The 25,875-nt window shown below is 71.0% G+C and carries 24 protein-coding genes; 11 read left to right on the forward strand and 13 right to left on the reverse strand.

What is annotated here, in order from left to right; translation table 11 throughout:
- Window positions 1–3: 3 nt before the first annotated feature.
- The gene (locus tag MNOD_RS31035; protein ID WP_015932917.1) at window positions 4–192 is read left to right on the forward strand and encodes a hypothetical protein; all 189 of its coding nucleotides are present in this window, start codon (window positions 4–6) and stop codon (window positions 190–192) included.
- 249 nt (window positions 193–441) lie between these two features.
- Here the strand turns inward: MNOD_RS31035 and MNOD_RS31040 are convergent, their stop codons facing one another.
- Complete coding sequence (locus tag MNOD_RS31040) at window positions 442–1,266, reverse strand: L,D-transpeptidase (RefSeq protein ID WP_015932918.1); 825 nt, start codon at window positions 1,264–1,266, stop codon at window positions 442–444.
- Between the two features lie 295 nt (window positions 1,267–1,561).
- Between MNOD_RS31040 and MNOD_RS31045 the strand changes: the two genes are divergently transcribed.
- The gene (locus MNOD_RS31045; RefSeq protein ID WP_015932919.1) at window positions 1,562–2,062 is read left to right on the forward strand and encodes a Ros/MucR family transcriptional regulator; all 501 of its coding nucleotides are present in this window, start codon (window positions 1,562–1,564) and stop codon (window positions 2,060–2,062) included.
- Window positions 2,063–2,169: 107 nt separating this feature from the next.
- A complete protein-coding gene (locus MNOD_RS31050) occupies window positions 2,170–2,466 on the forward strand; it encodes a GCG_CRPN prefix-to-repeats domain-containing protein (protein WP_015932920.1) in 297 nt (98 codons plus the stop codon).
- Window positions 2,467–2,717: 251 nt separating this feature from the next.
- Here the strand turns inward: MNOD_RS31050 and MNOD_RS31055 are convergent, their stop codons facing one another.
- The 7 genes from MNOD_RS31055 to MNOD_RS31085 form a co-directional block, all read right to left on the reverse strand.
- Window positions 2,718–3,608: a 3'-5' exonuclease gene (locus MNOD_RS31055; protein WP_015932921.1), complete on the reverse strand. Its 891-nt coding sequence runs from the start codon at window positions 3,606–3,608 to the stop codon at window positions 2,718–2,720.
- A 91-nt stretch (window positions 3,609–3,699) separates the two neighbouring features.
- On the reverse strand, window positions 3,700–5,001 hold the full coding sequence (locus MNOD_RS31060) for an MFS transporter (protein WP_015932922.1): 1,302 nt from the start codon (window positions 4,999–5,001) through the stop codon (window positions 3,700–3,702).
- 94 nt (window positions 5,002–5,095) lie between these two features.
- Window positions 5,096–6,649, reverse strand: coding sequence for a UxaA family hydrolase (locus MNOD_RS31065; protein WP_015932923.1), 1,554 nt, complete (start codon window positions 6,647–6,649; stop codon window positions 5,096–5,098).
- A gap of 39 nt (window positions 6,650–6,688) precedes the next feature.
- Window positions 6,689–7,426: an ABC transporter ATP-binding protein gene (locus tag MNOD_RS31070; protein WP_015932924.1), complete on the reverse strand. Its 738-nt coding sequence runs from the start codon at window positions 7,424–7,426 to the stop codon at window positions 6,689–6,691.
- Between the two features lie 99 nt (window positions 7,427–7,525).
- Complete coding sequence (locus MNOD_RS31075; RefSeq protein WP_015932925.1) at window positions 7,526–9,361, reverse strand: branched-chain amino acid ABC transporter ATP-binding protein/permease; 1,836 nt, start codon at window positions 9,359–9,361, stop codon at window positions 7,526–7,528.
- Window positions 9,358–10,233: a branched-chain amino acid ABC transporter permease gene (locus MNOD_RS31080; protein ID WP_015932926.1), complete on the reverse strand. Its 876-nt coding sequence runs from the start codon at window positions 10,231–10,233 to the stop codon at window positions 9,358–9,360. Before MNOD_RS31080 ends, MNOD_RS31075 begins: the two co-directional genes overlap by 4 nt.
- Before the next feature lie 63 nt (window positions 10,234–10,296).
- On the reverse strand, window positions 10,297–11,463 hold the full coding sequence (locus MNOD_RS31085) for an ABC transporter substrate-binding protein (RefSeq protein WP_015932927.1): 1,167 nt from the start codon (window positions 11,461–11,463) through the stop codon (window positions 10,297–10,299).
- Between the two features lie 229 nt (window positions 11,464–11,692).
- Between MNOD_RS31085 and MNOD_RS31090 the strand changes: the two genes are divergently transcribed.
- Together MNOD_RS31090 and MNOD_RS31095 are read left to right on the forward strand one after the other, a co-directional pair.
- Window positions 11,693–12,769, forward strand: coding sequence for a malate/lactate/ureidoglycolate dehydrogenase (locus tag MNOD_RS31090; protein ID WP_043752577.1), 1,077 nt, complete (start codon window positions 11,693–11,695; stop codon window positions 12,767–12,769).
- A 106-nt stretch (window positions 12,770–12,875) separates the two neighbouring features.
- Window positions 12,876–13,697 (forward strand): trypsin-like serine peptidase, encoded by an 822-nt coding sequence (locus tag MNOD_RS31095; protein ID WP_015932929.1) that lies wholly within the window; start codon window positions 12,876–12,878, stop codon window positions 13,695–13,697.
- Between the two features lie 52 nt (window positions 13,698–13,749).
- On the opposite strand, the gene rsmD is transcribed toward MNOD_RS31095, so the two are convergent.
- Entirely contained in the window at window positions 13,750–14,307 is a 558-nt protein-coding gene (rsmD, locus tag MNOD_RS31100; RefSeq protein ID WP_015932930.1) for a 16S rRNA (guanine(966)-N(2))-methyltransferase RsmD, read from the reverse strand.
- Window positions 14,308–14,310: 3 nt separating this feature from the next.
- Window positions 14,311–16,041 (reverse strand): pseudouridine synthase, encoded by a 1,731-nt coding sequence (locus tag MNOD_RS31105; protein ID WP_015932931.1) that lies wholly within the window; start codon window positions 16,039–16,041, stop codon window positions 14,311–14,313.
- A gap of 44 nt (window positions 16,042–16,085) precedes the next feature.
- Here MNOD_RS31105 and MNOD_RS31110 point away from each other — a divergent pair, with 44 nt between their 5' ends.
- From MNOD_RS31110 to MNOD_RS31120, 3 genes are all read left to right on the forward strand, one after another.
- On the forward strand, window positions 16,086–16,562 hold the full coding sequence (locus tag MNOD_RS31110; RefSeq protein WP_015932932.1) for a nucleoside deaminase: 477 nt from the start codon (window positions 16,086–16,088) through the stop codon (window positions 16,560–16,562).
- Window positions 16,563–16,686: 124 nt separating this feature from the next.
- On the forward strand, window positions 16,687–18,021 hold the full coding sequence (locus MNOD_RS31115; RefSeq protein ID WP_015932933.1) for an Nramp family divalent metal transporter: 1,335 nt from the start codon (window positions 16,687–16,689) through the stop codon (window positions 18,019–18,021).
- Window positions 18,022–18,129: 108 nt separating this feature from the next.
- Entirely contained in the window at window positions 18,130–18,969 is an 840-nt protein-coding gene (locus MNOD_RS31120; protein ID WP_043749743.1) for a transglutaminase-like domain-containing protein, read from the forward strand.
- A gap of 190 nt (window positions 18,970–19,159) precedes the next feature.
- Here the strand turns inward: MNOD_RS31120 and MNOD_RS31125 are convergent, their stop codons facing one another.
- The 3 genes from MNOD_RS31125 to purD form a co-directional block, all read right to left on the reverse strand.
- Window positions 19,160–20,020, reverse strand: a complete 861-nt coding sequence (locus tag MNOD_RS31125) for a GNAT family N-acetyltransferase (protein WP_015932935.1) — start codon at window positions 20,018–20,020, stop codon at window positions 19,160–19,162.
- A 257-nt stretch (window positions 20,021–20,277) separates the two neighbouring features.
- Window positions 20,278–21,183 (reverse strand): alpha/beta fold hydrolase, encoded by a 906-nt coding sequence (locus tag MNOD_RS31130; protein ID WP_015932936.1) that lies wholly within the window; start codon window positions 21,181–21,183, stop codon window positions 20,278–20,280.
- A 152-nt stretch (window positions 21,184–21,335) separates the two neighbouring features.
- On the reverse strand, window positions 21,336–22,607 hold the full coding sequence (gene purD, locus MNOD_RS31135) for a phosphoribosylamine--glycine ligase (RefSeq protein ID WP_015932937.1): 1,272 nt from the start codon (window positions 22,605–22,607) through the stop codon (window positions 21,336–21,338).
- Window positions 22,608–22,784: 177 nt separating this feature from the next.
- Here purD and hemF point away from each other — a divergent pair, with 177 nt between their 5' ends.
- From hemF to MNOD_RS31150, 3 genes are read left to right on the forward strand one after another with little or no spacing between them, the layout of a single operon-like run.
- Entirely contained in the window at window positions 22,785–23,684 is a 900-nt protein-coding gene (gene hemF, locus MNOD_RS31140) for an oxygen-dependent coproporphyrinogen oxidase (protein ID WP_015932938.1), read from the forward strand.
- A 2-nt stretch (window positions 23,685–23,686) separates the two neighbouring features.
- On the forward strand, window positions 23,687–24,595 hold the full coding sequence (locus MNOD_RS31145) for a DMT family transporter (protein WP_015932939.1): 909 nt from the start codon (window positions 23,687–23,689) through the stop codon (window positions 24,593–24,595).
- Window positions 24,596–24,626: 31 nt separating this feature from the next.
- On the forward strand, window positions 24,627–25,802 hold the full coding sequence (locus tag MNOD_RS31150) for a vWA domain-containing protein (protein WP_015932940.1): 1,176 nt from the start codon (window positions 24,627–24,629) through the stop codon (window positions 25,800–25,802).
- The last annotated feature ends 73 nt before the right edge of the window (window positions 25,803–25,875 follow it).

The following is a 25,875-nucleotide window of genomic DNA, read 5'->3' on the forward strand; positions in this document are numbered from 1 at the left end:
ACCATGACGAAGTTCCTGACGCCCGGCGTGGTGACCGGCCTGCTCTCGGCCGCGGCGATCGGCGCCAGCCTCGCCGGCAAGCCCACACTCGCCGCGTTCCTCACCGACCCGTCCACCGCGGCGAACGTGCTGGCGGCCCTGGGCGCGATCGGCGCGCTCGCGGCCGGCCTTCTGAAGGGCGTGCGCTCGTGATCCCGGCGCTCGCTCCGGAAGCCAGAGTCTGTCAGGCGCTTCAATGAGCGCCTGACAGACAAGGCATTGATTGGAAGAATGTCCGAACGGAGAACCGGTGCCAGGAAGCCGGTGCCAGAGAAAAGGTGTCCACTTCTCCTGGACAAACTCTAGAACAGAAGTCGCTCAACCATGGATGGCTTCTGTTCTATGTCTTTGAGTTGCCGCATTGTCTGCGACAAACCGGTATCCACTTCGTCGGAAAATGCTCTAGCCCAGCACCACGACCTGGGCGCCGATGGCGACCCGCGCGTAGAGGTCGATCACGTCCTGGTTGATCATGCGGATGCAGCCCGAGGAGACGCTGCGCCCGATGGTCTCCGGCTCGGTGGTGCCGTGGATGCGGTAGAGCGTATCCTTGTTGTTCTGCCACAGATACATGGCGCGGGCGCCGAGGGGGTTGCGCGGTCCGCCCGGGACGCCGAGCCCGCTCTGGAGCTGGCTCACCTGCCGGGCGAGGTCCGGCTGGCGGGCGATCATCTCCTTGGGCGGGTACCAGTCCGGCCAGGCTTGCTTGGAGTTGATGGTCGCGACCCCCGACCAGGCGAAGCCCTGGCGCCCGACGCCGACGCCGTAGCGGCGTGCCTGCCCGCCCGGCTGCACGAGATAGAGGTGGCGAGCCCGCGGGTCGATCACGACCGTGCCCGGCTCGTAGCGCCCGCCATAGGCCACCTCCTGGCGCAGGAAGACCGGGTTCGCCCGCTGCCAGCGGAAGGCCGGGACCGGAAAGGGCTCGGTCGTCACGGCCGCATAGGCGCGGGCATAGTCGATCGGGCCGTCGTCGACCGCCGTGATCGGCTCCTGCGGCTGCAGCTGCGGCGCCGGCCGCCGCGGCCCGCCCCAGAACGGATCTTCCGGCTCGACCGCCCGGCGGCTCCCGAAGGGCCAGTCGTCATCTGGCTCGGCCTCGGGAGCGGGGGCAGGATAACGCTGCGGCCACGCGCCTGCGGTGCCGGTCAGCGCAGTGGAGAACAGCACGGAGGCAAGGCCCGTCACGGCGCTCGCGACGAAGGTGCGGCGTGTCTGGTCGGTCATGATCGGTCGCGGGGAGCTCGGTCGGATGGCGGTCTCCTGACCGCCTTCCACAAGGGTCTGCAAGGGCTTGGCGGCCGAAATGAGACCGGATCGGCCAACGGTCAAGGCCCGGCCGCGCGGCTCGTGTCGGTGCGGCCCTGCGGCCACCGCATGCCTGCGGGCTGTAGCCGATCGTGCGCAATCGGTTTGGGATGCAGAGTTTCATCCTGCGAGAAGACAAGTTCTCTCGAATGACAAAGTTGACCTTTGGCTAAAGTCATGCACATCGTTGTTCAGCAAAACATTCCGGTGCCTCATGACGAACGACGATCCAACCTCCCCGCTCGACCTGATCGAGTTCACCGCCGACATCGTGTCGGCCTACGTGTCGAACAACTCGGTACCGGCATCCGAGGTCGCCGGGCTCATCGGCTCCGTCCACGGTTCGCTGATGCAGCTCGTCGCCCCGGCGGAGCCGGAGCCGGAGAAGCTGACACCCCCCGTGCCGATCAAGAAGACCGTCACGCCCGACCACATCATCTCGCTGGAGGACGGCAAACCCTACAAGACGCTCAAGCGTCACCTCGCGGGGCGGGGCCTCACGCCGGAACAGTACCGGCAGAAATGGGGCCTGCCGCCCGACTACCCGATGGTGGCGGCCAATTACGCGGCCCAGCGCTCCGAACTCGCCAAGACGAGCGGCCTCGGCCAGAGCCGGCGCATGCGCAGCGCGGCCCGCAGCGCGGCGCCCGATGCGGTCGTGACCGAAGCCGAGGGAGCACCGCGCCGCGGCCGGCCACGCAAGGGGCAGAGCTGAACGGCGGCACGGGAGCGCACTCATCGGGCATTCAGGCCCAACGCCCTATCCCGGCAGGATCCCGGGCGGCTTCCGGCCGTCCGGTCCCTGTCTGGAGTTTGCTCACGATGACGCAGGTCAAAGTGCTCGGGATCGCCGCCCTGGTGGCGGGCAGCCTCGGACTGGCCTCTGCGGCAAGCGCCGCCCCGATCGGACTCGGTGCAGCAGGCGCGCTGTCCGGCGAACCGGTGGCGACACCGGTGCTCGGCGGCTGCGGCCCGGGCTTCGCCCCGAACCGCTTCGGCTATTGCCGCCCGTTCTACGGGCCGCGCCCCTTCTACGGACCCCGGCCCTACTATTATGGCCCGCGCCCATATTGGCGGCGTCCGTATTACGGCCCGCGGCGGTTCTACTACGGCTACTGAGCGCGACGAGCTCCCAATCTCGCGAAACCCGGCGTCCCGCGGCGCCGGGTTTTCTCATGCCGGCGGTCGTCGCCCATGACCGCCGGTTCCGCGCGGCGGCCAACCCCGGAATCATACAACGGCCCAAGATGCTGACGCAGCTGGCCGTTGACCTGTCTCGAATTTTCGATGCCAAGCCACAGGCTTTGTTGAAGAGGCTTGGCAAAAATTCGAGAGCGGAACCAACAGTCACATGACAATGACCGTTGGTATCATGCCTCGGGATCGACTCGGCTCGAGAAGCGGTCGCGGGCGGTGAAGCGGTCCGCGGGCAGGCCGGGGAGAGCGCCGCCATAGATCTCCCGCGAGAGGAACGAACGCTCGATCTCGAGCTGCGCCTCGTCGAGGTCGATGTACCAGCAGCGCCGCCGGCTGGACCAGCGGTAGTTCCGGTCCTTGAGCCGGTCCTTCAGCGCGAAGGGCGCGTCGGAGGCCCACAGGCGCACGGTCGGACGGCGGGCCGCCTCCATCAGGGTGGCGAGCGCGAGGCGCCCCGAGCGCTTGAGCGGCCGGGCGAGCAGCCACAGCAGCGCCTCGCAATCGTCGATCGCCCGATGGCCGTTGTGGAAATACCCGTGGTCGGCCAGGAGCCCGCCGAGCCGCGCCGCCTCGTGGCCCTCCTCGCGCCAGGGAATCTGGTGGCAGGAGCAGGCCCAGTTGAGGCCGGCGAAGACCGGCCAGCGCGCCTCGCACATCCGCCGGTCGAAGCGGGCGTTGTGGGCGATGACGACCCGCGCCCTGGCGGCCAGCGCCTCCACGGCGCGGTCGTCGATGCGCCGGCCTGCCACATCCGCGTCCGTGATGCCGGTGAGCCGCGTCACCTCTTCGGGAATGGGCCTTGCGGGCTGCTGGAGCTGGTTGAAGCGATGGCGCACCCGGTGGATCCGGCCGCTCGGCCCGTACGTGAAGGCGATGATGCCGAGCTCGATCACCTCGTCGGCCGCGGGGTCGAGCCCGGTGGTCTCGGTGTCGAGGATCAGCCCCAGATAGGTCGGCTCCTCAGGGTCGGCCGCCTCCGGCTCGAAGGCCCTGAGCCGGCGCAGCACCCGGTATTCCCCGGTGCGCTCCAGGATGCCGGCTATGTCGTCGAGCGCGTCCGTCACGCGTCACCCAACCGGACGTTTCATCGTGGTCCGGCTTAGCGTCGCCTCGGCCGCCGCACCAGGGCGGCCCGGGCGGCATCCACTGCTGGTTTCAGCCGGAGGCCGGCACCGCCGCTGCGATCTCCGCCGGCCTGTCGCCGAGCCGCCACGCGGTGAGGAGCCCGACGAGGGCGACGGCCGCGATGAGGAGGCCGGGCGCAGCCAGCCAGCCGGTGGCGCCCACGAGCGCGTTCGCCGCCAGAGGCCCGAGGCCGCTGAGCAGCGTGAAGCCGAGATTGAGCGAGAGCGCGACGCCGCTGAAGCGCACCCGCGTCGGGAAGAGCCCGGCGAGCAGATAGGCGAAGCTGCCATTCGCGCCCGCCACCGCCACGGTGAGGAGCGGCAGCACCAGGAACAGGTTCGCGTTGCCCCGCGCCAGCACCTGATAGATCGGCAGCACCGCGACCAGGAGCAGGAGGGCCGAGGCCTGCATCAGCCGCCGGGGCGGGATCCGGTCGGCGAACCAGGAGGCGGCGAGCAGCGAGGCGGACATCGCAAGGAGAGCGACGTTCATGGCGAGCGCGATGGTCTGCCGCTCGTAGTGCAGCACCTGCCCCAGATAGGCGGGCATGTGCGCGAACAGGAGGCCGTTGAAGCCCGCCGTGAGCGCCACGATGCCGATGCCGGTCAGAACCGCGCGGCGGTGGAGGCGCAGCACCTCGCCGACCGGGCTGCGGGCTGCCATGTGGCGCAGCCGCAGGAACTCGGGCGTCTCCTCGAGGGTGCGGCGCAGCCAGAAGCTCACCAGGCCCAGGACTCCGCCGAGCACGAAGGCGATGCGCCAGCCATAATCGGCCATGGCGGCGGGGGGCAGCCAGGATTGCAGGGCGAGGTTGACGAGGGCGGCGAGCAGCACGCCGCTGTTGACGAGGCAGAAGACGATGCCGCAGGCGAAGCCGGGCCTCAGCGCGGCGGTCTCGACCACGAAGGTGATGGCGCCCGGGAGTTCCCCGCCGATGCACAGGCCCTGCACGAAGCGGAGGGTGACGAGGAGGAGCGTCGCGGCGACCCCCCAGGAGGCGTATGGCGGGACGAGCCCCATGCCCAAGGTGCAGGCCGACATGGTGAAGACCGTGACCACGAACACGGTCTTGCGCCCGGAGCGGTCGCCGAAATGGCTCAGCACCATGCCGCCGAGGGGCCGGGCGAGGTAGCCCACGGCGAAGACCGCGAGCGAGAGGGTCAATGACGCGACCGGATCGCTCGCCGGGAAGAAGGCGGCCGCGATGTCCTTCGCGAAGATGCCATAGACGATGAAGTCGTAGTATTCGAGCCCGCCGCCGAGGCTCGCCAGCACCGTCATCATCCATTGGCGGCGGGTCAGATCGCTCCCGCCGGCTGCATCCTGTGTCATGACCGCGTTGCTCCCGGGCCCCGTTCGCCGAGCCTTTGTTCGGGGCCTCTTCTCCGGGCCCCGGGCGGGCCATAACGCGGTTTGACGCCCGCGCCTACATCACGGCGCCGATCTGCCAGGGCACGAATTCGGCATCGCCGTAGCCGAGCGCCTCGGATTTGGAACGCTCGCCCGAGGCGACCGCGAGGATCTTGGCAAAGATCTCGTCGCCCTTCTGGCGGATCGTCACCCCGTCGAGGACATCGCCGCAATTGATGTCCATGTCCTCTTCCATGCGGCGATAGATCTCCGAGTTGGTGGCGAGCTTGATCGAGGGCGTGGGCTTGCAGCCATAGGCCGAGCCGCGTCCGGTGGTGAAGCACAGGATGTTGGCGCCGCCCGCCACCTGCCCGGTGGCCGAGACCGGATCGAAGCCCGGCGTGTCCATGTAGACGAAGCCCCTGGCGGTGACGGGCTCGGCGTAGTGGAAGACACCGTTGAGACGGGTGGTGCCGCCCTTGGCGGCGGCCCCGAGCGACTTCTCCAGGATGGTGGTGAGCCCGCCGGCCTTGTTGCCGGGGGAGGGGTTGTTGTTCATCTCGCCGCCGTGGCGGGCCGTATAGGCCTCCCACCAGCGGATCATGCCGACGAGCTTCTCACCGATCTCGCGGCTCGCGGCGCGGCGGGTGAGCAGGTGCTCGGCCCCGTAGATCTCGGGCGTCTCGGACAGGATCGCGGTGCCGCCCTCCGCCACCAGCCGGTCGACGGCGGCGCCGAGGGCCGGGTTCGCCGTAATGCCCGAATAGCCGTCCGAGCCCCCGCACTGGAGCGCGAGCACGAGTTCGGAGGCCGGCACGGTCTCGCGCCGGACCGCGGCGGCGGCGGGCAGCATCTCGCGGATCGCCGCAACGCCGGCCTCGACGCTCCGGCGGGTGCCGCCGGTCTCCTGGATGGTGAAGCTGCGGAAGGTGTCGCTCTCGGCGATGCCGTAGGCGCGCTTCCAGCGGTCGATCTGGAAACCCTCGCAGCCGAGGCCCACCATGATGACGCCGCCCATGTTGGGGTTCGCCGCATAGCCCCACTGGGTGCGCTTGAGGATCTCGCTGCCCTCGCCCTGGATGTCGTAGCCGCAGCCGGTGCCATGGACGAGGGGGATGATCCCGTCGATGGCGGGGTAGTCGTCGAGGAGGCCGGAGCGGCGCACGCTTTCCGCGATGAAGCGCGCCACCGAGGCCGAGCAGTTCACCGAGGTGAGCACCCCGATGTAGTTGCGGGTGCCGACCCGCCCATCGGCCCGGCGGTAGCCCTGGAAGGTGGAGCGCTCCGCCTCCGGGATCATCGGCGTCTCGCGGGCCTCCTCGGCGAAGCGGTAGTCGCGGGCGAAGTCGCCCTTGGCCTGCCCGAGGCCGACATTGTGCTCATGCACCCAGTCGCCCGGGGCGATCGCCCGGCTCGCGAAGCCGATGACCTGCCCGAACTTGCGGATCGGCGCTCCTTCGGGGATCGGCGCGGTCGCGATCTTGTGGCCCTTCGGCACGCGGGCTGCCGCCGTCACGCCCTCGACCCGGTCGCCGGGTGCGATGGCGTCGACCGCCACCACGACGTTGTCCTCGGGGCTCAGCCGTACGGTGCGGGGCGAGGTCTGCGGCAGGGCGGTTGCGGCGGACATGATCATCTCCTCGGCATGGCAGGTGGCGCGGGGTTGGTCCTACCCGACCGCGGCCTTCGCCCGCCCGCCCAGATAGGCCGCCCGGATGTCGTCGTTGGCCCAGAGCGAGTCCGGCGAGCCGCTCAGCACGAGCTGCCCGGTCTCCAGCACGTAGCCGCGGTCGGCGACCGAGAGACCCATGCGGGCGTTCTGCTCGACCAGGAGCACGGTGGTGCCGCGGCGGCGCACCTCGGCGATGATGGAGAAGACCGCCTGCACGATCACCGGCGCGAGTCCGAGCGAGGGCTCGTCGAGGAGCAGGATGCGGGGCTTGGCCATCAGCCCGCGGGCGAGCGCCACCATCTGGAGCTGCCCGCCCGAGAGCGTCCAGCCGAGCGCATCGGCGAAGCGGCGGATGTCGGGGAAGAGCTCGAACATGCCGTCCGCCTCCTCCCGGATCTGCCGCGCCGACAGGCCGGTCCGGTTCGAGGCGCCCAGCATGATGTTCTCGCGCACGGTGAGGCCCGGGAAGACGCGGCGGCCCTCCGGCACATGGGCGACGCCGCGCCGGACGATCTCCTCGGGCTTGAGGCCCTTGAGCGACTGCCCCTCGAACAGGATCTCGCCGCCCGCCGGTCTCACCAGCCCCGAGATGGTCTTGAGGGTGGTCGACTTGCCGGCCCCGTTGGAGCCGAGCAGGGTCACGACCTCGCCCGCCTCCACCGAGAAGGACACGCCGCGCACGGCCTCGATCTCGCCGTAGCGCACGGTCAGGTCGCGGATCTCGAGCAGCGCCATCGATCCCTCCTCAGGTGGGCGCAAGAGCATTTTCCGACGAAGCGGATCCCGGTTCGTCGCAGAAAATGCGGCAAACTCAGAAACCTGGAGCGGCATCCGTCACGGATGCCGCTCCAGGTCGGTGCGCAGGCCCGGGTCGCGCATCCCGGCCGATTCCTGGCCGAGATAGGCCTCGACCACGGCGGGCTCGCGCAGCACGGTCGCGGCGACGCCGTCGGCGATGTGCCGGCCGAAATTCAGCACCGTGATGTGGCTCGCGACGTCGCTCACCAACGTCATGTCGTGATCGATGATGAGGATGGTGACGCCCTTGGCGGCGACCCGGCGCAAGAGGCCGGTGAGCGCCCCCTTCTCGGTGCTGTTGAGGCCCGCCGCCGGCTCGTCGAGGAGGAGCAGCACCGGGTTGCCGGCGAGCGCCCGGGCGATCTCGATCAGCCGCTGATGGCCGTAGGAGAAGGCCGAGACCGGCTCGTCGGCCCGCGCCTCCAGCCCCACGAAGGCCAGCGCCGAGCGTGCCCGGGCTTCGCGGGCGGCCCGGTCGTGCCCGGCGAGCGGGTTGTCCGGCCGCTCGGCGCCGATCTCGACATTCTCGAGCGCGCTCATCGAGCGGAACAGGCGGATGTTCTGGAAGGTGCGCCCGAGCCCCGCCCCCGCCCGCGCGTGGGGCGGGGCATGGGTGATGTCCTGCCCGTCGAGGCGCACGCGGCCCGCATTCGGCCGGTAGAGGCCCGAGAGCACGTTGAGGGTGGTGGTCTTGCCCGACCCGTTCGGGCCGATCAGCGCGTGGATGCCCCCGCGGGTCACCGTGAACGAGACCTCGTCCACGGCCTTGAGGCCGCCGAAATGCTTCGAGAGGCCCTCGACCTCGAGGATCGGGGCCGGGCTCGCCGGGCCCTGCGTGAGGACGAGGTCATCGGCGCGGCCGGCCGGCGCGCGGCGCGGGCGCAGGCGGCGCACCTGGTCGCCGAGGAAGCCCCAGATGCCCTCCGGCATGAACACCACGATCAGGATCACGGCGAGGCCGTAGATCGCGAGGTAGAGGCCCGGGATCTCCTTCAGGAAGCGCAGCCATTCGGGAATGAGGATGAGCAGCCCCGTGCCGATCACGGCGCCGGCCGGCGAGCCGACGCCGCCGAGGAGCGCCATCGTCAGGAAGACGATGGATTCGGCGAAGGAGAACTGGTCCGGGCTGACATAGGTGAAGCCGCCGGCGAAGAGCCCGCCGCCGAGCCCCGCCAGCAGCGCCCCGATCGCGAAGGCCATCACCTTGGTGCGGTAGACGTCGATGCCGGTGACGCCGGCGGCGAGCTCGTTGTCGCGCACCGCCCGCATGGCGCGGCCGAGCCGCGTGCGCGGCATGTGCCACACGATCCAGGCCACCACGGCGAGCACCGCGAGGCACAGGCCGAGATAGGCCTGGCCGTCCGTGAACAGGGCCGGGCGCTGGATGCGCGGCACCCCGTCCGGCCCGTGCGTGACCGGGATCCAGTTCACCAGCACCAGGGTCAGGATCTGCTGGAAGCTGATCGTCACCATGGCGAGGTAGTGGCCGCCGAGCCGCAGGGTCGAGGCGCCGAGAAACGCGCCGGCCACCAGGGCGGCCGCGAGCCCCGCCGCGAGGCAGATCCAGAAGCTCACGCCCAGATCGACCGTGCCGAGCCCGACCGCGTAGGCGCCGAGCCCGAAGAAGGCGGCCTGGGCGAGGTTGATCTGCCCGCACAGCCCCAGCACGACGGTGAGCCCGATCACCGCGATCGCGTAGGTCGCGGCCTGCATCAGGATGTTGAGGAGATAGCCGTTGACCGGCATCGTCACGGCGAGCGCGACGAGGCCCGCCGCCACCAGGGCGTAGACGAGGGAGCCGAGCGGCAGCCGGCGGGCGGCGGGGGTGGGCGGGGCCGCGAGGCCCGCCTGGGGAAGGGGAGAGCCGGTCATGCCTTCTCCGCGATGCGTTCGCCGAACAGCCCCTGGGGCCTCAAGGTCAGGAAGGCGACGAGGACGATGAACGCGAAGGCGTCCTTGTAGGGCACCGAGACGTAGGCCGCCCCGAAGGTCTCGATGATGCCGAGGGCGAGCCCGCCGATGATCGCTCCCGTGACGTCGCCGAAGCCGCCGATGATGGTGGCCGCGAAGGCCTTCAGTGCGATCGTCGCTCCCATCTGGATCGACACGAACAGCACCGGCGCCACCAGGATGCCGGCGATGCCCCCGAGCACTGCGCTGTACACGAAGGTCAGCATGATCATCCCGGCGACCGGAATACCGAGCAGCGCCGCCATCTCCTTGTCCTGGGAGGTGGCCTGCAGCTTCTTGCCGAGGAGCGTGTGCTCGAAGAACCAGTACTGGAAGGCGACGAGCAAAGCCGTGACGGCGATGATCAGCAGGTACTGGCTGTCGAGGAAGACCGGCCCGAGCAGGATCCCCTGCGTCTCGAAGACCGGCGAGAGCACCTGCGGCTGCGGCCCGTAGAGGGCGAGCGTGGTGTTGGCGAGGAAGATCGAGGCGCCGATGGTCGAGATGATCACCGGCAGGTAGGTGCGGTGGCGCAAGGGATAGTAGACGCCGAGGTTGAACAGGGCGCCCAGGACCGCCATGCCCCCGATGGCGAGCAGGAAGGACAGCCAGTAGGGCCATTGCAGGTCGACCGCGAAGACGACCATCAGGAAGGCCGCCACCATCGAGAACTCGCCCTGCGCGAAGTTCACCACGTTGGTGGCGCGGAAGATCAGCACGAAGCCGAGCGCCACCAGGGCGTAGACGGCGCCGATGCCGATTCCGGTGAAGAGGAGCTGGAGGACGAGGTCCATGCGATCCGCCCGCGACCGGTGAGGGGGAAAGGCCCGCCATGGCGGCGGGCCGGCGGCGGGCGCTCAGCCCTGGTAGAAGTCGATGCGCTTGTCGAAGGTGATGGTGCCCTTGTCGTTCTTCACGACGTTGTAGCCGTGCAGGCCGTCGCCGTTCTTGTCGAAGTTGTAGGTGCCCTCCGCCCCCTCGTGGCCGCGCACGGACAAAAGCGCCTCGCGGATCGCCTGCGGGTCGGTCTTCCCGGCCTTGTTGATGGCGAGGGCCAGCACCGTGACGGCGTCATAGGTCCAGGAGGATTGGTTGTCGGGGGCGATCTTGGTGGCGGCCCGGTAGGCCTTGCCGAAGGCCCGCGCCGCCTCGCTCGAATCCTCCGCGTAGTCGGCCACCCCGTAGGTGCCGTAGAGCGAGGGGCCGGCGAGCTTCAGCGCCGTCACGTTGGTGATCGAGGGGGAGCCGACCCAGGGCACGGTCACGCCGAGCTGGCGCAGCTGCCGGGCGAAGATGCCGAGGTCGTTCTCGAAGGTGAAGTAGGAGCCGATGATCTCGGCGCCCGACTGGCGGATCGCCAGCACCACCGGCGTGAAGTCCTGGCTCTGGTTCGAGTAGCCCTGGTCGAGGGCGACGCTCGCGCTGGCCTTTCCGAGCGCCTCGGTCAGCGCCTTGGCGCCGCTCGTGCCGAAGGCGTCGGTGGAGTGGATCACCGCCCATTTCTTCTTGGCGAGCGTGTTGATGCCGAAATCCGCGATCACCCGGGCCGAATAGCTGTCGTTCGGGCGGAAGCGGAACAGCCACGGGTTGCCCATCTGGGTCAGCACCGGGTCGGTGCCGCCGAAGCAGACCGGCTTGCCGGTCTTGAGGATGTCGGGCGCCATGGCGTGGTTCTGGGTCGAGCGGATCGAGCCGAGGAACCCGACGAGGTCGCTCTGCGAGGCGAGCTTGGAGAAGGCGAGCACCGCCCCCGGATTGGTGGTCTGGTCGTCCTCGGTGACGATCTCGAGCGGCTTGCCGAGCACGCCGCCGGCCTTGTTGACCGCCTCCAGCGCCAGCTTGGCGCCGTTGAGGGCGAAGCGCCCCGCATCCGCCCCGGGGCCGGTCACGGGCAGCACCATGCCGATCCGCACGGTCGAGCCGGCGCCCTGCGCGCAGGCCGACCGGATCAGCCCCGGACCCGCCATACTACCAATCACCGCGGATGCGGCGCCGCCCAGGAAAACGCGACGCGTCGTCCTCATGAGGTCTTCCTCCCGATGGTTCCGGTGTCGAGGCCCGGTTGTTGTCGCGGATAGGACACCGGCAGCGCTGCCATGTCCACCCCCGGAGCGCGAAAATTAGCGGATCGTCCGGCCTGTCTTTGATTGTGCGTTGCGGAAACTCGGCCATGCGGCGCTTGGAGGGTGCGGCATGGTTCGCTATTGCGGGGAGAGCCGGGACGACATCGGCACTGACCATCGGGAGGATTTCATGCTCATCGCCGCCGCGGGCCTCACGGCCTTCGTCCGGGACATCTTCGTGGGGGAGGGCTGCTCGGCGGAGGAAGCCGGGCGAATCGGCCGCTATCTCGTCGCCGCGAACCTGACCGGCCACGACAGCCACGGGGTCATCCGGGTGCCGCGCTACGTCGGCTGGCTGCGCGCGGGCGAGGTCGTGGCGGACCGCGCGCCCGAGGTGGTGAGCGACAGCGCGGCCTTCGTGCTGGTCGACGCGCATTACGGCTTCGGCCAGACCGCCGGCCCCTTCGCCACGGAACTCGGCATCGCCCGGGCGCGGCAGAACGGCGTCGCCATCGTGGCGCTGCGCCATGCCGGCCATCTCGGCCGGATCGGCGAATGGGCCGAGCAGGCCGCCGCCGCCGGCCTCGTCTCGGTGCATTTCGTCAACGTGGCGGGGAGCCTTCTCGTCGCGCCCTTCGGCTCGGTGGATCGCCGCTTCTCGACCGCCCCCTTCGCGGCGGGCTTTCCGGTCGCCGGGGCCGAGCCGATCATCCTCGACTTCGCCACCTCGGCGGTGGCCGAGGGCAAGGTGCTGGTGGCCTCGCAGGGCGGCAAGCCGCTGCCCGAGGGCGTGCTGATCGAGCCCGACGGGCGGCTCAGCCGCGATCCCCGCACCCTGTTCGGCCCGATCGAGGGCACGGCGGAGCGCGACAGCCGCCGGGGCGAGGGGGCGATCCGGGCCTTCGGCGAGCACAAGGGCTCGGGGCTGGCGCTGATGTGCGAACTCATCGCGGGCGCGCTCACCGGATCGGGCACGGCCGGCCCCGGCCCGAAGCGGTTCTGCAACGGGATGCTGTCGATCTACCTGACGCCGGAGGCCTTCGGCTCGGGCGACGCGATCGCCGCCGAGACCCGCACCTATCTCGACTTCTTCAAGAGCGCCCGCCCGGCCTCGCCGGACGGCGAGGTGCTGCTCCCCGGCGAGCCCGAGCGCCGCACGCGGGCGCAGCGCCTTGCCGAGGGCGTGCCGCTGCCCGATCCGGTCTGGGCGACGCTCCTCGATGCCGGCCGCCCGCACGGGCTCGACGGCGAGGCCTACCGGGCTTGAGCCCGCCGGGGCTCGATCCCGGCGGGCTCAAGCCCCCGTCCTCGATCTGTCGCACCGCCCGAGGATAATCCCGCGGGCTTGACCGACGCCCGCGGGAGGCCGCTGCGTGACCCTGTCGATCCGTTGCCGCCTGGCCTGGGCCGGATCCGTCCTCCTGGCGCTCCCGGCCCTCGCGCAGGAGCCTCCCGCCGACCGCCGGGTGCCGCTCGAGCCCGCATCCTGGCCCTTCACCGCCATCGGGCGGGTGAACGTGGTGAAGGGCCCGGCGCATCGCGGCCACTGCACCGGCACGCTGGTCGGCCCGCGCCACGTGCTCACCGCCGCCCATTGCCTGTTCGACGAGCGCCTGAACGGCTGGGTCAAGCCGCATCAGGTCCATTTCGTCGCGGGCCAGGCCCGCGACCGCTTCGCCGGGCATGCCGTCGCCGAGGCCCTGCGGATCGCCCCCGAATTCGACCTGCGCCGCGAGGCCCGCCCTGCGCCTCAGGGCATCGCCCAAGGAATCGCCCAAGAGATGATCCGGCGCGACTGGGCGATCATCACCCTGAGGGACGCGCTGCCCGACCTGAAGCCCGTGCCCTGGCGCGTCCTGCCCGGCGCGGACCTGCCGGGCGGCCTGCCCGGCGCCGTGATGGCGGTGGCGGGCTACGCCTTCGACCGGCCCTACCTGCCGGTGATCCATCGCGGCTGCGCGGTCCGGATCGACGCGCCCGTCCGCGGTCAGCTCACGGATCTGTGCGAGTCCGGCTCGGGCGAGTCCGGTGCACCCGTCCTGCTGCTGGAGCCGGACGGCGGCGCGGCGCTGGTCGGCATCCACACCGCCGTGCTCGGGGCCGAGCGGATCGGCACCGCCTACCGGGGCCGTATCGGGGCCGGCGTCGCCGCAAGCGTCTTCGCGCCCGTGCTGGAGGAGATGCTGAGGCGCTGAGCGGGTCCGGAATTGGCGCTGGCAGCGCGGGGTGACGCAACACGGCGCTGCATCAGCCCTCGAACCGGCCGAACACCACCTGGGTGTCGCCGTAGGTCCGGCGTTCCAGCTCCGAAAAACCCGGCGGCAGCGCCAGCGGGGCGTTGGCGGCTTCCTCGACCACCGCGAGCGCCCCCGGCGCGAGCCAGCCGCCCGCCCGGCAGGCCTCCAGTGCCTTCGGGGCGAGGTCGCGCCCATAGGGCGGGTCGCAGAAGACGAGCCCGAACGGCTCGCCCGGCGGAGCCGCACCGAGCCGGGTCGCGTCGCGGCGGAAGAGACGTGTCACGCCTCCGAGGCCGAGCGCCTCGACATTGCCGCGGATGGCGCCCCGCGCCTCCGCGCCCTCGTCCACCATCAGCGCGAAAGCGGCTCCCCGCGACAGCGCCTCGAAGGCGAGCGCCCCCGTCCCAGCGAAGAGATCGAGCACCCGCGCGCCCGCGACCGGATCGTCATAGGCATGGGCGAGCACGTTGAAGACGGATTCGCGCAGGCGGTCCGAGGTCGGCCGGATCGCGTCGCTGCGCGGCCCCGTCAGGGCGCGGCCCCGCAGGGCGCCGCCGACGATCCGCACGGCTCAGTGCCCGCGTGGCGGGCGCCCCCCGCGCGGCGGCCCTCCACGCGGCGGTCCGCCGCCCGGACGGCCGGCCCCCGCGGACGGACCCGCGCGGCCCCGCCCGCCCGGAGCGCCGCCCGGCCGGGCTCCGCCCTTGCCGGCCGGCTTGCCCGGGCCGGACCGGCCGCCGCTCTTGGCAAAGCCGCCCTTGCCGAAACCGCCCTTGCCGGAGCCCGGCGGGCCGCCTCCGAAGCCGCCCTTCGGGCCGCGCCGCTCGGGCGCCGCCCCCTCGGCGTACGGACGCCGCGCCGGGCGCTCCTCGCGGGCGCGGGGTGCCCGGTCGGGGCGCTCCGCCCGCGCGGGCCGCTCGCCCTCCTGTCGGCCTTCCGGCCGGTGCCGACCTTCGGGCCGGGGCCGACCTTCGGGCCGAAGCCGGCCTTCCGGCCGAGGGGGCCGGCTCGGCTCGGGGGCGGGCTCCGCCACGAGCCGCTCGACCACTACCCGGCGCTCGCCCGACGCGATGGCGCCGACCCGCTCGCGCGGGCGCTCGGCCGCCGCGGCCCGGGCCTCCTTGGGATCGCTGCTGCGCCGCCGCACCCGCGGCCGCGCCTCGCTTGCGGCCTCGGCCTCCGGATCGCGCCACACCATCCGGCGCGGCGCCGGGCCGGCCTCCGGCGTCCGGCTCCGTTCGGGCCGCGTGCCCGGACCGGGCGCCCGCCCGAATTGCGGCCGCGCGGGATCGCGTCCGCCCCTGGCGGGGCGCTCGCCCCACATCGGTCGCTCGCCCCACGCCGGGCGCTCGCCGCGGGCAGGCCGCCCCTCGCCGCGCCCCTGCGGGGCCTGGGCGGTCGCGGCCGCCGTCTTCCTGGCGCCCTTCGGCGAGCCGAAGGGCGCGATCGGCTCGCGTACCGGGCTCGTGAAGTCGACGCCCGCCTGCTCGGCGAGCGCAGTGCCGAGCTGCTCCTTCAGCACCTTGGTGCGCACCTCCTCGACCAGCCCGACCTCCAGATCGCCGAGCTGGAACGGCCCGAAGGAGAGCCGGATCAGCCGGTTCACCGAGAGGCCGAGATGCTCCAGGATCCGCTTGACCTCGCGGTTCTTCCCCTCGCGCAGGCCGAGCGTCAGCCAGACGTTGTCGCCCTGCTGCCGGTCGATGGAGGCCTCGATCGGGCCGTACTCCATGCCGTCGATGGTGACGCCGTCGCGCAGCCGGTCGAGCTGCGCCTGGTCGATGTCGCCATAGGCCCGCACCCGGTAGCGGCGCAGCCAGCCGGTCTCCGGATGGGCGATGACCTTGGCGAGGCCGCCGTCATTGGTGAGGAGCAGGAGCCCCTCGGTGTTGATGTCGAGCCGGCCGACCGCCACCACCCGCGGCAGATCCTCGGGCAGGATCTCGAACACGGTCTGGCGGCCCTCCGGGTCGCGGGCCGTCGTCACCACGCCCCGCGGCTTGTGGAAGATCCACAGCCGCGTGCGCTCGCGGACGGGCAGGGGCTCGCCGTCGACGGTGATCCGGTCGTTGGGGCCGACATTCACGGCCGGAGAGGTCAGGGTCTCGCCGTTCAGGGTCACCCGTCCCTCCAGGATCATCGCCTCCGCGTCGCGCCGCGAGGCGATGCCCGCCCGCGCGATGACCTTGGCGATGCGCTCGGGCTCGGAAGGGGCCGGTGCGGGAGCCGGAGCCGGGTCAGGCTCGCCCGTCCCGCGGCGGCGCCTGGGCCCGCGGGGCTCGTGGTCGTTGCTGTCGCTCATACGTGCCTGATACCAGAGCGGATTCCTTTGCGCGAGCGGGGCCGATGGGCGAATCGTCAGAACCGCAGACCCGGATCCGCCCCGATCCCCTCGGGCTCGCCTTCGAGGCCGCCCGCGCCGCAGCGGCGGCCGGCGAGGTGCCGGTCGGCGCGGTCGTGATGCGCGGCGGGACCGTGCTCGCGGTGGCGGGCAACCGCCCGCGGGCCCTGCGGGACCCGACCGCCCATGCGGAGATCCTGGCGATCCGGGCCGCCTGTCAGGCGATCGGCGACGAGCGGCTCGCGGGCTGCGACCTCTACGTCACACTCGAACCCTGCGCCATGTGCGCGGGGGCGATCAGCTTCGCGCGCATCCGCCGGCTCTACTTCGCCGCCGCCGATCCCAAGGGCGGCGCCGTCGAGAACGGGCCGCGGCTGTTCTCCCAGCCCACCTGCCATCACGCCCCCGAGGTCTATGGCGGCCTGCGCGAGGCCGAGGCGGCGGCCCTGCTGCGGGATTTCTTTCGCGAGCGGCGGGACTGACCGGAGGCCGCACCCCCCCCCCCGCGGGCCCCGGGGCATTCCGTCCCTCCGGCATCCCGATCCAGCCTTGTCGATTGATTATAGCAAAGGCTATATATGGTGCCGCAGCAGGAGCGCGGGACGGATGCGGGACGGATCGGCGTGGCAATTCGGGAAGCTCGGGACGGAGCCGAGCCTCGGGCGCATGAACGGGAGCGTGGCGGTCGCGGGCTCGGGCACTTGGCTCCGGCGCCTCCTGGCCTTCCTGGGACCAGGCTACATGGTCTCGGTCGGCTACATGGACCCGGGCAACTGGGCCACCGACATCGCGGGCGGCGCCCGCTTCGGCTACACGCTGCTCGCCGTCATCCTGCTGTCGAACCTGATGGCAATCGTGCTGCAGGCCCTCGCCGCCCGGCTCGGCATCGCCACCGGCCGCGACCTCGCCCAGGCCTGCCGCGACCATTATCCGCGACCGGTCGGCCTCGCCCTCTGGGCCGCCTGCGAGACGGCGATCATCGCCTGCGACCTCGCCGAGGTGATCGGCACCGCCATCGCCCTGAAGCTGCTCTTCGGCCTGCCGCTCCTCTGGGGCGTGATCCTGACGGCCCTCGACGTGCTGCTGATCCTGGTCCTGATGCAGCGGGGCTTCCGGGCGCTGGAAGCCTTCGTGATCGCGCTCCTCGCGATCATCTTCCTCTGCTTCGGCGCGCAGATCGCGCTCGCCGCCCCGCCGGTGCGGGCGGTGCTCGCCGGCTTCCTGCCGAGCCCCACCATCGTCACCGATCCGGCCGCCCTCTACATCGCCATCGGCATCCTCGGCGCGACCGTGATGCCCCACAACCTCTACCTCCACTCCGCCATCGTGCAGACGCGGGCCTATCCGCGCACCGAGGCCGGGCGCCGGGCGGCCCTGCGCTTCGCGGTGACCGATTCGACCATCGCCCTCATGCTGGCGCTGTTCGTGAATGCGGCGATCCTGATCATGGCGGCGAGCGTGTTCCACGCGGCCGGGCGCACGGATGTCGAGGAGATCGAGCAGGCCCACGAGCTGCTCTCGCCGCTCCTCGGGGTCGGCCTGGCCTCGACCCTGTTCGCGGTGGCGCTGCTCGCCTCGGGCCTCAACTCCACGGTCACCGCGACCCTCGCGGGTCAGATCGTCATGGAGGGATTCCTGCGGCTGCGCCTCGCCCCGTGGCTGCGCCGCCTCCTCACCCGCGCCGTCGCGGTCGTGCCGGTCGTCGCGGTCACGGCCCTCTACGGCGACCAGGGCACCGCCAAGCTCCTGGTGCTGAGCCAGGTCGTGCTCTCGATGCAGCTCCCCTTCGCGGTGATCCCGCTCGTGCGCTTCGTCTCGGATCCGGCGAAGATGGGCGCCCTCGTCATCCCGGGCTGGCTCAAGGGCCTGTCCTGGGCCATCGCCGCGCTGATCGTGGCGCTCAACCTCAAGCTTCTGGCCGACACCGTCTTGGGAGCGTGACCCTGGGGGCGTGACGCGGCGGTAAGGCGACAGCGTCCAACTCGGCCGGAACATGCCGGGGTGCTAAGGACTTACGTCTTCGCGCTTCCTTACGACCGTGACGATCCGATGAAGATCAGGGCAGGCTATTCGATCGCCTTCGACACGCTCGCGCCGACGCCGATGGTGTTGATGCTGAGCCTGCATCCCTCCCGCGCAGCCGACCTGCTGACGCCCGAGACGATCACCGTCGATCCGCCGGTCCCGGCCCGGCAGTTCCGCGACGGCTTCGGCAATGTCTGCACCCGCATCCTCGCGCCGGCGGGGCGGATCAGCCTGGCGGCGGATATGATTGTGCGGGATTCCGGCCTGCCGGACCTGCAGGCCCCGGACGCCCGCCAGCTTCCCGTGGCGGACCTGCCCGACGACGTGCTGCCCTACCTCCTCGGCAGCCGCTATTGCGACACCGACAAGCTCGGCAGCTTCGCCTGGGCGCAATTCGGCGCAACGCCCGAGGGCTGGGCGCGGGTGCAGGCGATCGTCGACTTCGTCCACCGGCACATCCGCTTCGACTACCTGCAGGCGGACGCGACCCGCAGCGCCTTCGAGGCCTTCGAGCAGCGCCGCGGCGTCTGCCGGGACTTCGCCCATCTGGCGATCGCCTTCTGCCGCTGCATGAACATCCCGGCCCGCTACTGCACCGGCTATCTCGGCGACATCGGCGTGCCGCCTTTGCCCGACCCGATGGATTTCTCGGCCTGGTTCGAGGCGTATCTCGACGGGCGCTGGTACACGTTCGACGCCCGCCACAACCGGCCGCGCATCGGGCGCATCCTGATGGCCCGCGGGCGCGACGCCACCGACGTCGCGCTCACCACGAGCTTCGGGCAGGCGCAGCTCGCCGCCTTCGAGGTCCATACGGACGAGGTGTCGGAGGACAAGGCCCGCGGGCTGGTGCGGGCGGCCTGACCCTCGTCGGCGTGTTCTTCGGCTTCTATCCAGCGCGGCGCGCGGCGCAGCTCGACCCGATCGAGGCCCTGCGGCGGGAATAGAGCATCGGACCCGAAAGTGAGAACCGGTTTCGGGAAAAATCCGATGCTCAGACAAAGAGATAGAGTGGTGGTCCTGATTCCATCATAGCGTCCGCCACTCTATAGGCTCAGTAGAAAACGGACGGCATATAGGGCCGATCTGGTTCCCGGTATTTGCCCATCGTCATGAGCGTCATCGGCTTGACCGCCTTCAGGCCCTGATCCAGGCACCAGCTCAGGAGTGCCTTTTGCCGCGTTGGCAGCAGGAACGACACGGATGCGGCTGTGGTTGCTGCTCCCAGGATGAGCGCCTGCATGTCATTCTCGGATTCCGCGACACCGTGGTTGGCGATCCAGAAACTCGGAGCCGTCATATAGGCCGTTATGCGGCCATCCCGCTCCGCGACCAGCGGCGCCAGAAGGCGTACCGCTTCTGTAAGCTCATGGTAGCGAGATATGTCGTGGACCCTGGTGCAGAGTGCATCGCACGCATCGAGGTCCCGCTCTGTCATGGGGCGGACGACAAGGTCCGCTGGTGGACTTCCCGCCGGCCTTCCGGCCATCACAAGTACTGGCTCGCGGACTTCGAAGCCGAGCGAGGCATAGAGGGCGTACGAGCGCATGTTGAAGGCATCCTGAAGGAGTCGGATGCCCGCTGCTCCGTTCGCACGATCGACCACGGCCTGCATCAGCCGCCGCCCGATGCCTGAGCCCTGCGCTTTCGGGTCGACGGTAATCGGGCCAACACCGCGAATGGTATCTCCCTCCGACAGAAAGTTGGAACCGACCACTTGCCCGTCCACTTCAGCGACGACGCCGAAAACCGACGGGTTGGAGATCAGGGCCTCGGCCAGTCCGAGCGCGGGTTCGATCGATGGAAAATCGGGCGGGAAGCCATGGCTGCCCGCGATATGTTCAAAGGCGTGGTAGAGGATGTGGCCGCAAGCCTTGGCGTCCGACGGCATTGCAGCCCGAATATGCGTGATCATGATGGCCTCTGTTCAGTGGGATGCCAATCGCAGAGGAGCAGCCTATCCTCTCGACCGCGCAATCGATGCGATATGAAACGGCAAAGCATCTTGCAACGCCACTATTGTTTCTGGTGCTCTGCCGGGCGGGAATGCATATTCTTTTGCTCTGTCGTAACGATCCCTCATCGCCTGACGATCAATTGCTTGACCGCTTGTTTCGGTTTGTCAGTTTCTGCGATGGACTTGATTACCATACAAGGGCTCATAGGCCGGAGCTACCCGGTCAGGAACCGCTCCAGCGCCCTCAGCGTCTCCGCCGGGTTCTCCTCCGCGAGGAAATGCCCCGAGGCGATCGCCGCGCCCTCGGCCTTCGGCGCGAAGGTCTCCCGCCAGGCCTGGAGCACCGCGTCGATGCCGTTGCGGCCCACGAAGCCGCTGCCGGCGAGGACGAGCGCCGGGCAGGCGAGGGTGCGGCAAGCGGCGAGATCGGCCTCGTCCGCCGCCCGGTCCGGTCCCGCGCCCGCCCGGTAATCCTCGCAGGCGGCGTGGATGCGCGCGGGCACCGACCAGCTCTGGCGGTAGAGGTCGAGGGCGGGGCGCGCGAAGGCATCGAGGGTCCCGTCCCCCGTCCAGGCGCGCAGCAGCCCCTCGAAATACCCGTCCGGGTCGCGGCCGATCGCGGTCTCGGGCGCAGGCGCCGGCTCGGCGAGGAAGCGCCAATGCGGGTAGGTGCCCGGATCCGCCTCGATGCGCCGCCACTGCACCAGGGTCGGCAGGATATCGAGCAGGGCGAGCCGCGCCACCCGGCCGGGCTGGTCGAGGGCGAGCCGGTAGCCGATCCGGGCGCCGCGGTCGTGGCCGACGACCGCGAAATGCGCATGGCCGAGCCGTTCCATCACGGCCACCGCCTCCTCGCCCATCCGGCGCTTGGAATAGGCCGCATGGGCGGCGTCGCCCTTCGGCGCCGCCGACCAGCCATAGCCCTTGAGATCCAGGCAGACGACCCGGTGCGTGCGCGCGAGCGCCGGGGCGATTCGGTGCCAGCAGGCATGCGTCTGCGGGAAGCCGTGGAGCAGCAGCAGCGGCGGCCCCTCCGCCGGGCCGCCGCTGCGGGCGAAGAAGCGCCCGTCGGGCAGGTCGATCCAGTGGGACTCGAAGCCGGGAAAGAGGTCGGCGGGCATGGGGGCGGTTCCGCGTCGGGTTGCCCCCGGGATGTAGGGCGGGTCAGCCGCCTAAGCAGACTTGGCGAGGCGTGCCCCGCCAAGTCTGCTTAGGTTTTTGATGTGTCGCAGGTTTTTGTCGGAAAACCGCAAGGCACTTTTCCGAAACCTGCTTAGCGCCCCACCGCCCGCCAGCCGATGTCGCGCCGGAAGAACCCCTCCGGCCAGTCGATCCGCGCGACGGCCGCGTAGGCACGGGTCTGCGCCTCGGCGATGCCGGCCCCCGTCGCCGTCACGGCGAGCACCCGGCCGCCATCGGCCAGGAGCCGCTCGCCCTCGCGCCGGGTGCCGGCCTGGAACACCAGGGCGCCCGCCCCCTCCGCGGCCCCGATGCCGCGGATCTCGGAGCCGCGGGCGACCGGGCCCGGATAGCCGGGCGCGGCCATCACCACGGTGAGCGCCGCCTGCGGCGACCATGCGGGCGCGACGCCCGACAGGTCGCCCGCGCTCGCCGCCAGAAGCGCCGGCACGAGGTCGCCCGCGAGCCGCGGCATCAGCACCTGGCACTCGGGATCGCCGAAGCGCACGTTGTACTCGATGAGCTTGGGGCCCTCGGGCGTGAGCATCAGCCCCGCATAGAGGATGCCCCGGAAGGGCGTGCCGCGCGCCCGCAAGCCGTCGAGGGTCGGCTGGATGATCCGCTTCATCACCTCCGCCTCGAGGGCCGGGGTGAGGATCGGGGCGGGCGAGTAGGCGCCCATGCCGCCGGTATTCGGCCCCCGGTCGCCGTCATGGACGCGCTTGTGGTCCTGCGCCGTGCCGAAGGCCACCGCCCGGGTCCCGTCGCACAGCGCGAAGAAGCTCGCCTCCTCGCCCGCCAGATACTCCTCGATCACCACCTCAGCGCCGGGGGCGGCGAGCAGGCTCGCGACCGCGGCCTCGGCCTCCGGCAGCGTCTCGGCCACGACGACGCCCTTGCCGGCGGCGAGCCCGTCCGCCTTGACGACGATCGGCGCGCCCCGCGCCCGCAGATAGGCGAGGGCCGGCTCGGCCGCGGAGAAGCGCGCGAAACCGGCGGTCGGGATGCCGAACTCGGCGCAGAGTTCCTTCGTGAAGCCTTTCGAGCCCTCGAGCTGCGCCGCCGCGGCCGTCGGCCCGAAGGCCGGGATGCCAGCTGCCGCGAGGGCGTCGACGAGGCCCGCCACCAGCGGCGCCTCCGGCCCGACCACCACGAAATCCACGCCCTCCCGGCGGCAGAAGGCCACCACAGCGGCGGCATCGGCCACGTCGAGATCGGGATGGTTGGTGCCGTGGGCCGCCGTGCCGGGATTGCCGGGCGCGACGAGGAGGCGCTGGCAGGCCGGACTCTGCGCGAGCTTCCAGGCGAGCGCGTGCTCGCGGCCGCCGGAGCCGATCAGCAGGATCGTGAGGGTGTCGGTGCGCATGGCCCGTCCGTGAGAAGGCTGTCTCCGGCCCGTGTAGGCGATCGAACGCGCCGATCTCAACCCGGCGCCCGACTCAGGCCCCCGAAGCCCTCTGGCCTGTTCCTTCCGGCCTGTTCCTTCCGACCTCCTCCTTCCGACCTCTTGGCCGCGGCCCGCCGGTATGGGATGACCCGCCGCATGAGCATCGACGCGTCCCTCGACATCGACGGCCTCAAGCAGGAGGCGACCCGGTGGTTCTCAGGCCTGCGCGACCGCATCTGCGCGGCCTTCGAGGCCCTGGAGGCGGAGGCCACCGGCCCATTTGATCCGGAAGCCACGGCGCCGGGGCGCTTCGTGCGCACGCCCTGGGAGCGCACCGATCATTCGGGCGCGCCCGGCGGCGGGGGCATCATGGCGATGCTGCGGGGCCGGGTGTTCGAGAAGGCAGGCGTGCACGTTTCGGCCGTGCACGGGGAGTTCGCGCCCGAGTTCCGCATCCAGATCCCGGGCGCCGCGGAGGATCCGCGCTTCTTCGCGACCGGCATCTCGCTGATCGCGCATCCCTGGAACCCCAACGTCCCGACCGTGCACATGAACACCCGCTTCGTCGTGACGACGAAGGCGTGGTTCGGGGGAGGGGCCGACCTCACCCCGGTGCTCGACCGGCGGCGGCGCCAGGACGATCCCGACACGGTCGCGTTCCATGCGGCGCTGAAGGCCGCCTGCGAGCGGCATCCGGGCGCCGACTACGCCCGCTACAAGGCGTGGTGCGACGAGTACTTCCACCTCAAGCACCGCAACGAGCCGCGCGGCGTCGGCGGCATCTTCTACGACTACCACTGGACCGGCGACCCGCAGGCAGACCTCGCGCTCACCCGCGAGGTGGGCGAGGCGTTCCTGTCGGTCTATCCGGAGATCGTCCGGCGCAACCTCGCCACGCCCTGGACCGAGGCCGACCGGCACGAGCAGCAGGTGCAGCGCGGGCGCTACGTCGAGTTCAACCTGCTCTACGACCGCGGCACCATCTTCGGGCTCAAGACCGGCGGCAACGTCGACTCGATCCTCTCCTCCATGCCGCCGACGGTGCGCTGGCCCTGACGGTGCGGCCGATCCCCGACCTCGCCGCTGTCGTCCTCTGGATGGCGGGCGCGCTCCTGTCCTTCTCGGCGACCGCGCTCGCGGTGCGCGAACTCGCGCCCGCGCTCGGCCTGTTCGACATACTGGGCGCGCGGGCGGCTGCGGGCGTCGTCATCGTCGGGCTCGTCGCCCTCGCCCGCGGCCGGTCGCTCGCCCCCTCGCGGCTGCCGCTCCACCTCCTGCGCAACACCGCCCATTGGTCCGGCAACTACGCATGGTCGGCCGGCGTCACGCTCCTGCCGCTCGGGGTCGTGTTCGCGCTCGAATTCACCACGCCCGCCTGGGTGACGCTGCTCGCCGTGCTGATCCTGCGCGAGCGGCTGACCGTCAGCCGCGCGGGCGCGGTCGGGCTCGGCTTCCTCGGCGTGCTGGCGATCCTGCGGCCGGGCTTCGCGGCGCTCCAGCCGGCGAGCCTGCTCGTGCTCGGCGCCGCGCTCGCCTTCGCGCTCACCGCCATCGCCACCAAGGCGCTCACGCGCAGCGACAGCACGCTCGCCATCCTGTTCTGGATGAATGCCATGCAGCTGCCGATGAACCTCGCGGCGGCCCGGCTCTTCCCCGCCGCCCCGGCCGCCGCCTTCGATGCCCTTCATCACGGCATCGCGCTCGCGGTGGTCTGCCTCGCCGGCCTCTCCTCTCATTGGTGCCTGACCAGCGCCTACCGGCGCGGCGACGCGATCCTGGTGGTGCCCCTCGACTTCCTGCGCCTGCCGCTCATCGCGCTGATCGGCTGGCAGCTCTACGGCGAGCCCCTCGATCCCTGGCTGTTCGTCGGCGCGGGGCTGATCGTCGGCGGCATCGTCTGGAACCTCGCCCGCGAGACGCGCCCGCGGCATCCCGCCCGGCCCCTCGCGCGCCCGAGCGGGGCTTGACCTCGCGGCCCGCCTGGCGCGTTGATCGCGCATGCTGCTGACCTTCTTCACCGAGCTGCGCGCCGCCAAGGTCCCGGTCACGCTGCGCGAGTACCTGACCCTGCTCGACGCCCTCGACCGCGACCTCGCGGGCCAGCGGGTCGAGGACTTCTACTACCTGTCGCGGGCCGCGCTGGTGAAGGACGAGCGCAACCTCGACAAGTTCGACCGGGTCTTCGGGCAGGTCTTCAAGGGTATCGAGTCCCTCGGCGAGGCCGTCGAGCCGCGGGCCATCCCCGAGGAATGGCTGCGCAAGCTCGCCGAGAAGTACCTGTCCGAGGAGGAGAAGCGTCAGCTCGAGGCGCTCGGCTGGGACAAGCTGTTCGAGACCCTCAAGGCCCGGCTCGCCGAGCAGAAGGGCCGCCACCAGGGCGGCTCGAAATGGATCGGCACGGCCGGCACCTCGCCCTTCGGCGCCTACGGCTACAACCCGGAGGGCATCCGCCTCGGCCAGGACGGCAACCGCAACTTCCGGGCCGTGAAGGTCTGGGACCAGCGCAGCTTCAAGGACCTGGACGGATCGGAGGAGCTCGGCACGCGCACCATGCGGCTCGCCCTGCGCCGCCTGCGCCGCTTCGCCCGCACGGGGGCGGCGGAGGAGCTCGACCTCGACGGCACCATCCGGGAGACGGCGAAATCCGGCTATCTCGACCTGCGCCTGCGGCCCGAGCGCCGCAACGCCGTGAAGGTGCTGCTCTTCCTCGATGTCGGCGGCTCGATGGACTGGCACGTGGAGCTGGCCGAGGAGCTGTTCTCGGCGGCGCGCTCCGAGTTCAAGCACTTCGCGCATTTCTACTTCCACAACTGCCCCTACGAGACGGTGTGGACCGAGAACCGGCGGCGCCATGCGGAGCGCACGCCGCTCCTCGACGTGATCCGCACCTACCCGTCCGACTACCGGGTGGTCTTCGTCGGCGACGCATCGATGTCGCCCTACGAGATCGCCATGCCGGGCGGCTCGGTCGAGCACTGGAACGAGGAGGCGGGGCAGGTCTGGCTCGCCCGCATCCTCGACCATTTCCCGAAGGCGGTCTGGCTCAACCCGGTGCCCGAGGCGCATTGGCCCTACACCCAGTCGATCGCGATGATCCGGCAGATCTTCTCTGGCCGGATGTTCCCCCTCACCCTGGAGGGGATCGACGGGGCGATGCGGGAGCTGGTGCGCTAAATCGAACCTGACCTGGGCGGCTGCCACGGGCGGGAGCACTCATTCGGCCGGTTTCATCCCTCAGGGGCGGCCC

The sequence above is a fragment of the Methylobacterium nodulans ORS 2060 genome, assembly GCF_000022085.1.
Classification (GTDB): domain Bacteria; phylum Pseudomonadota; class Alphaproteobacteria; order Rhizobiales; family Beijerinckiaceae; genus Methylobacterium; species Methylobacterium nodulans.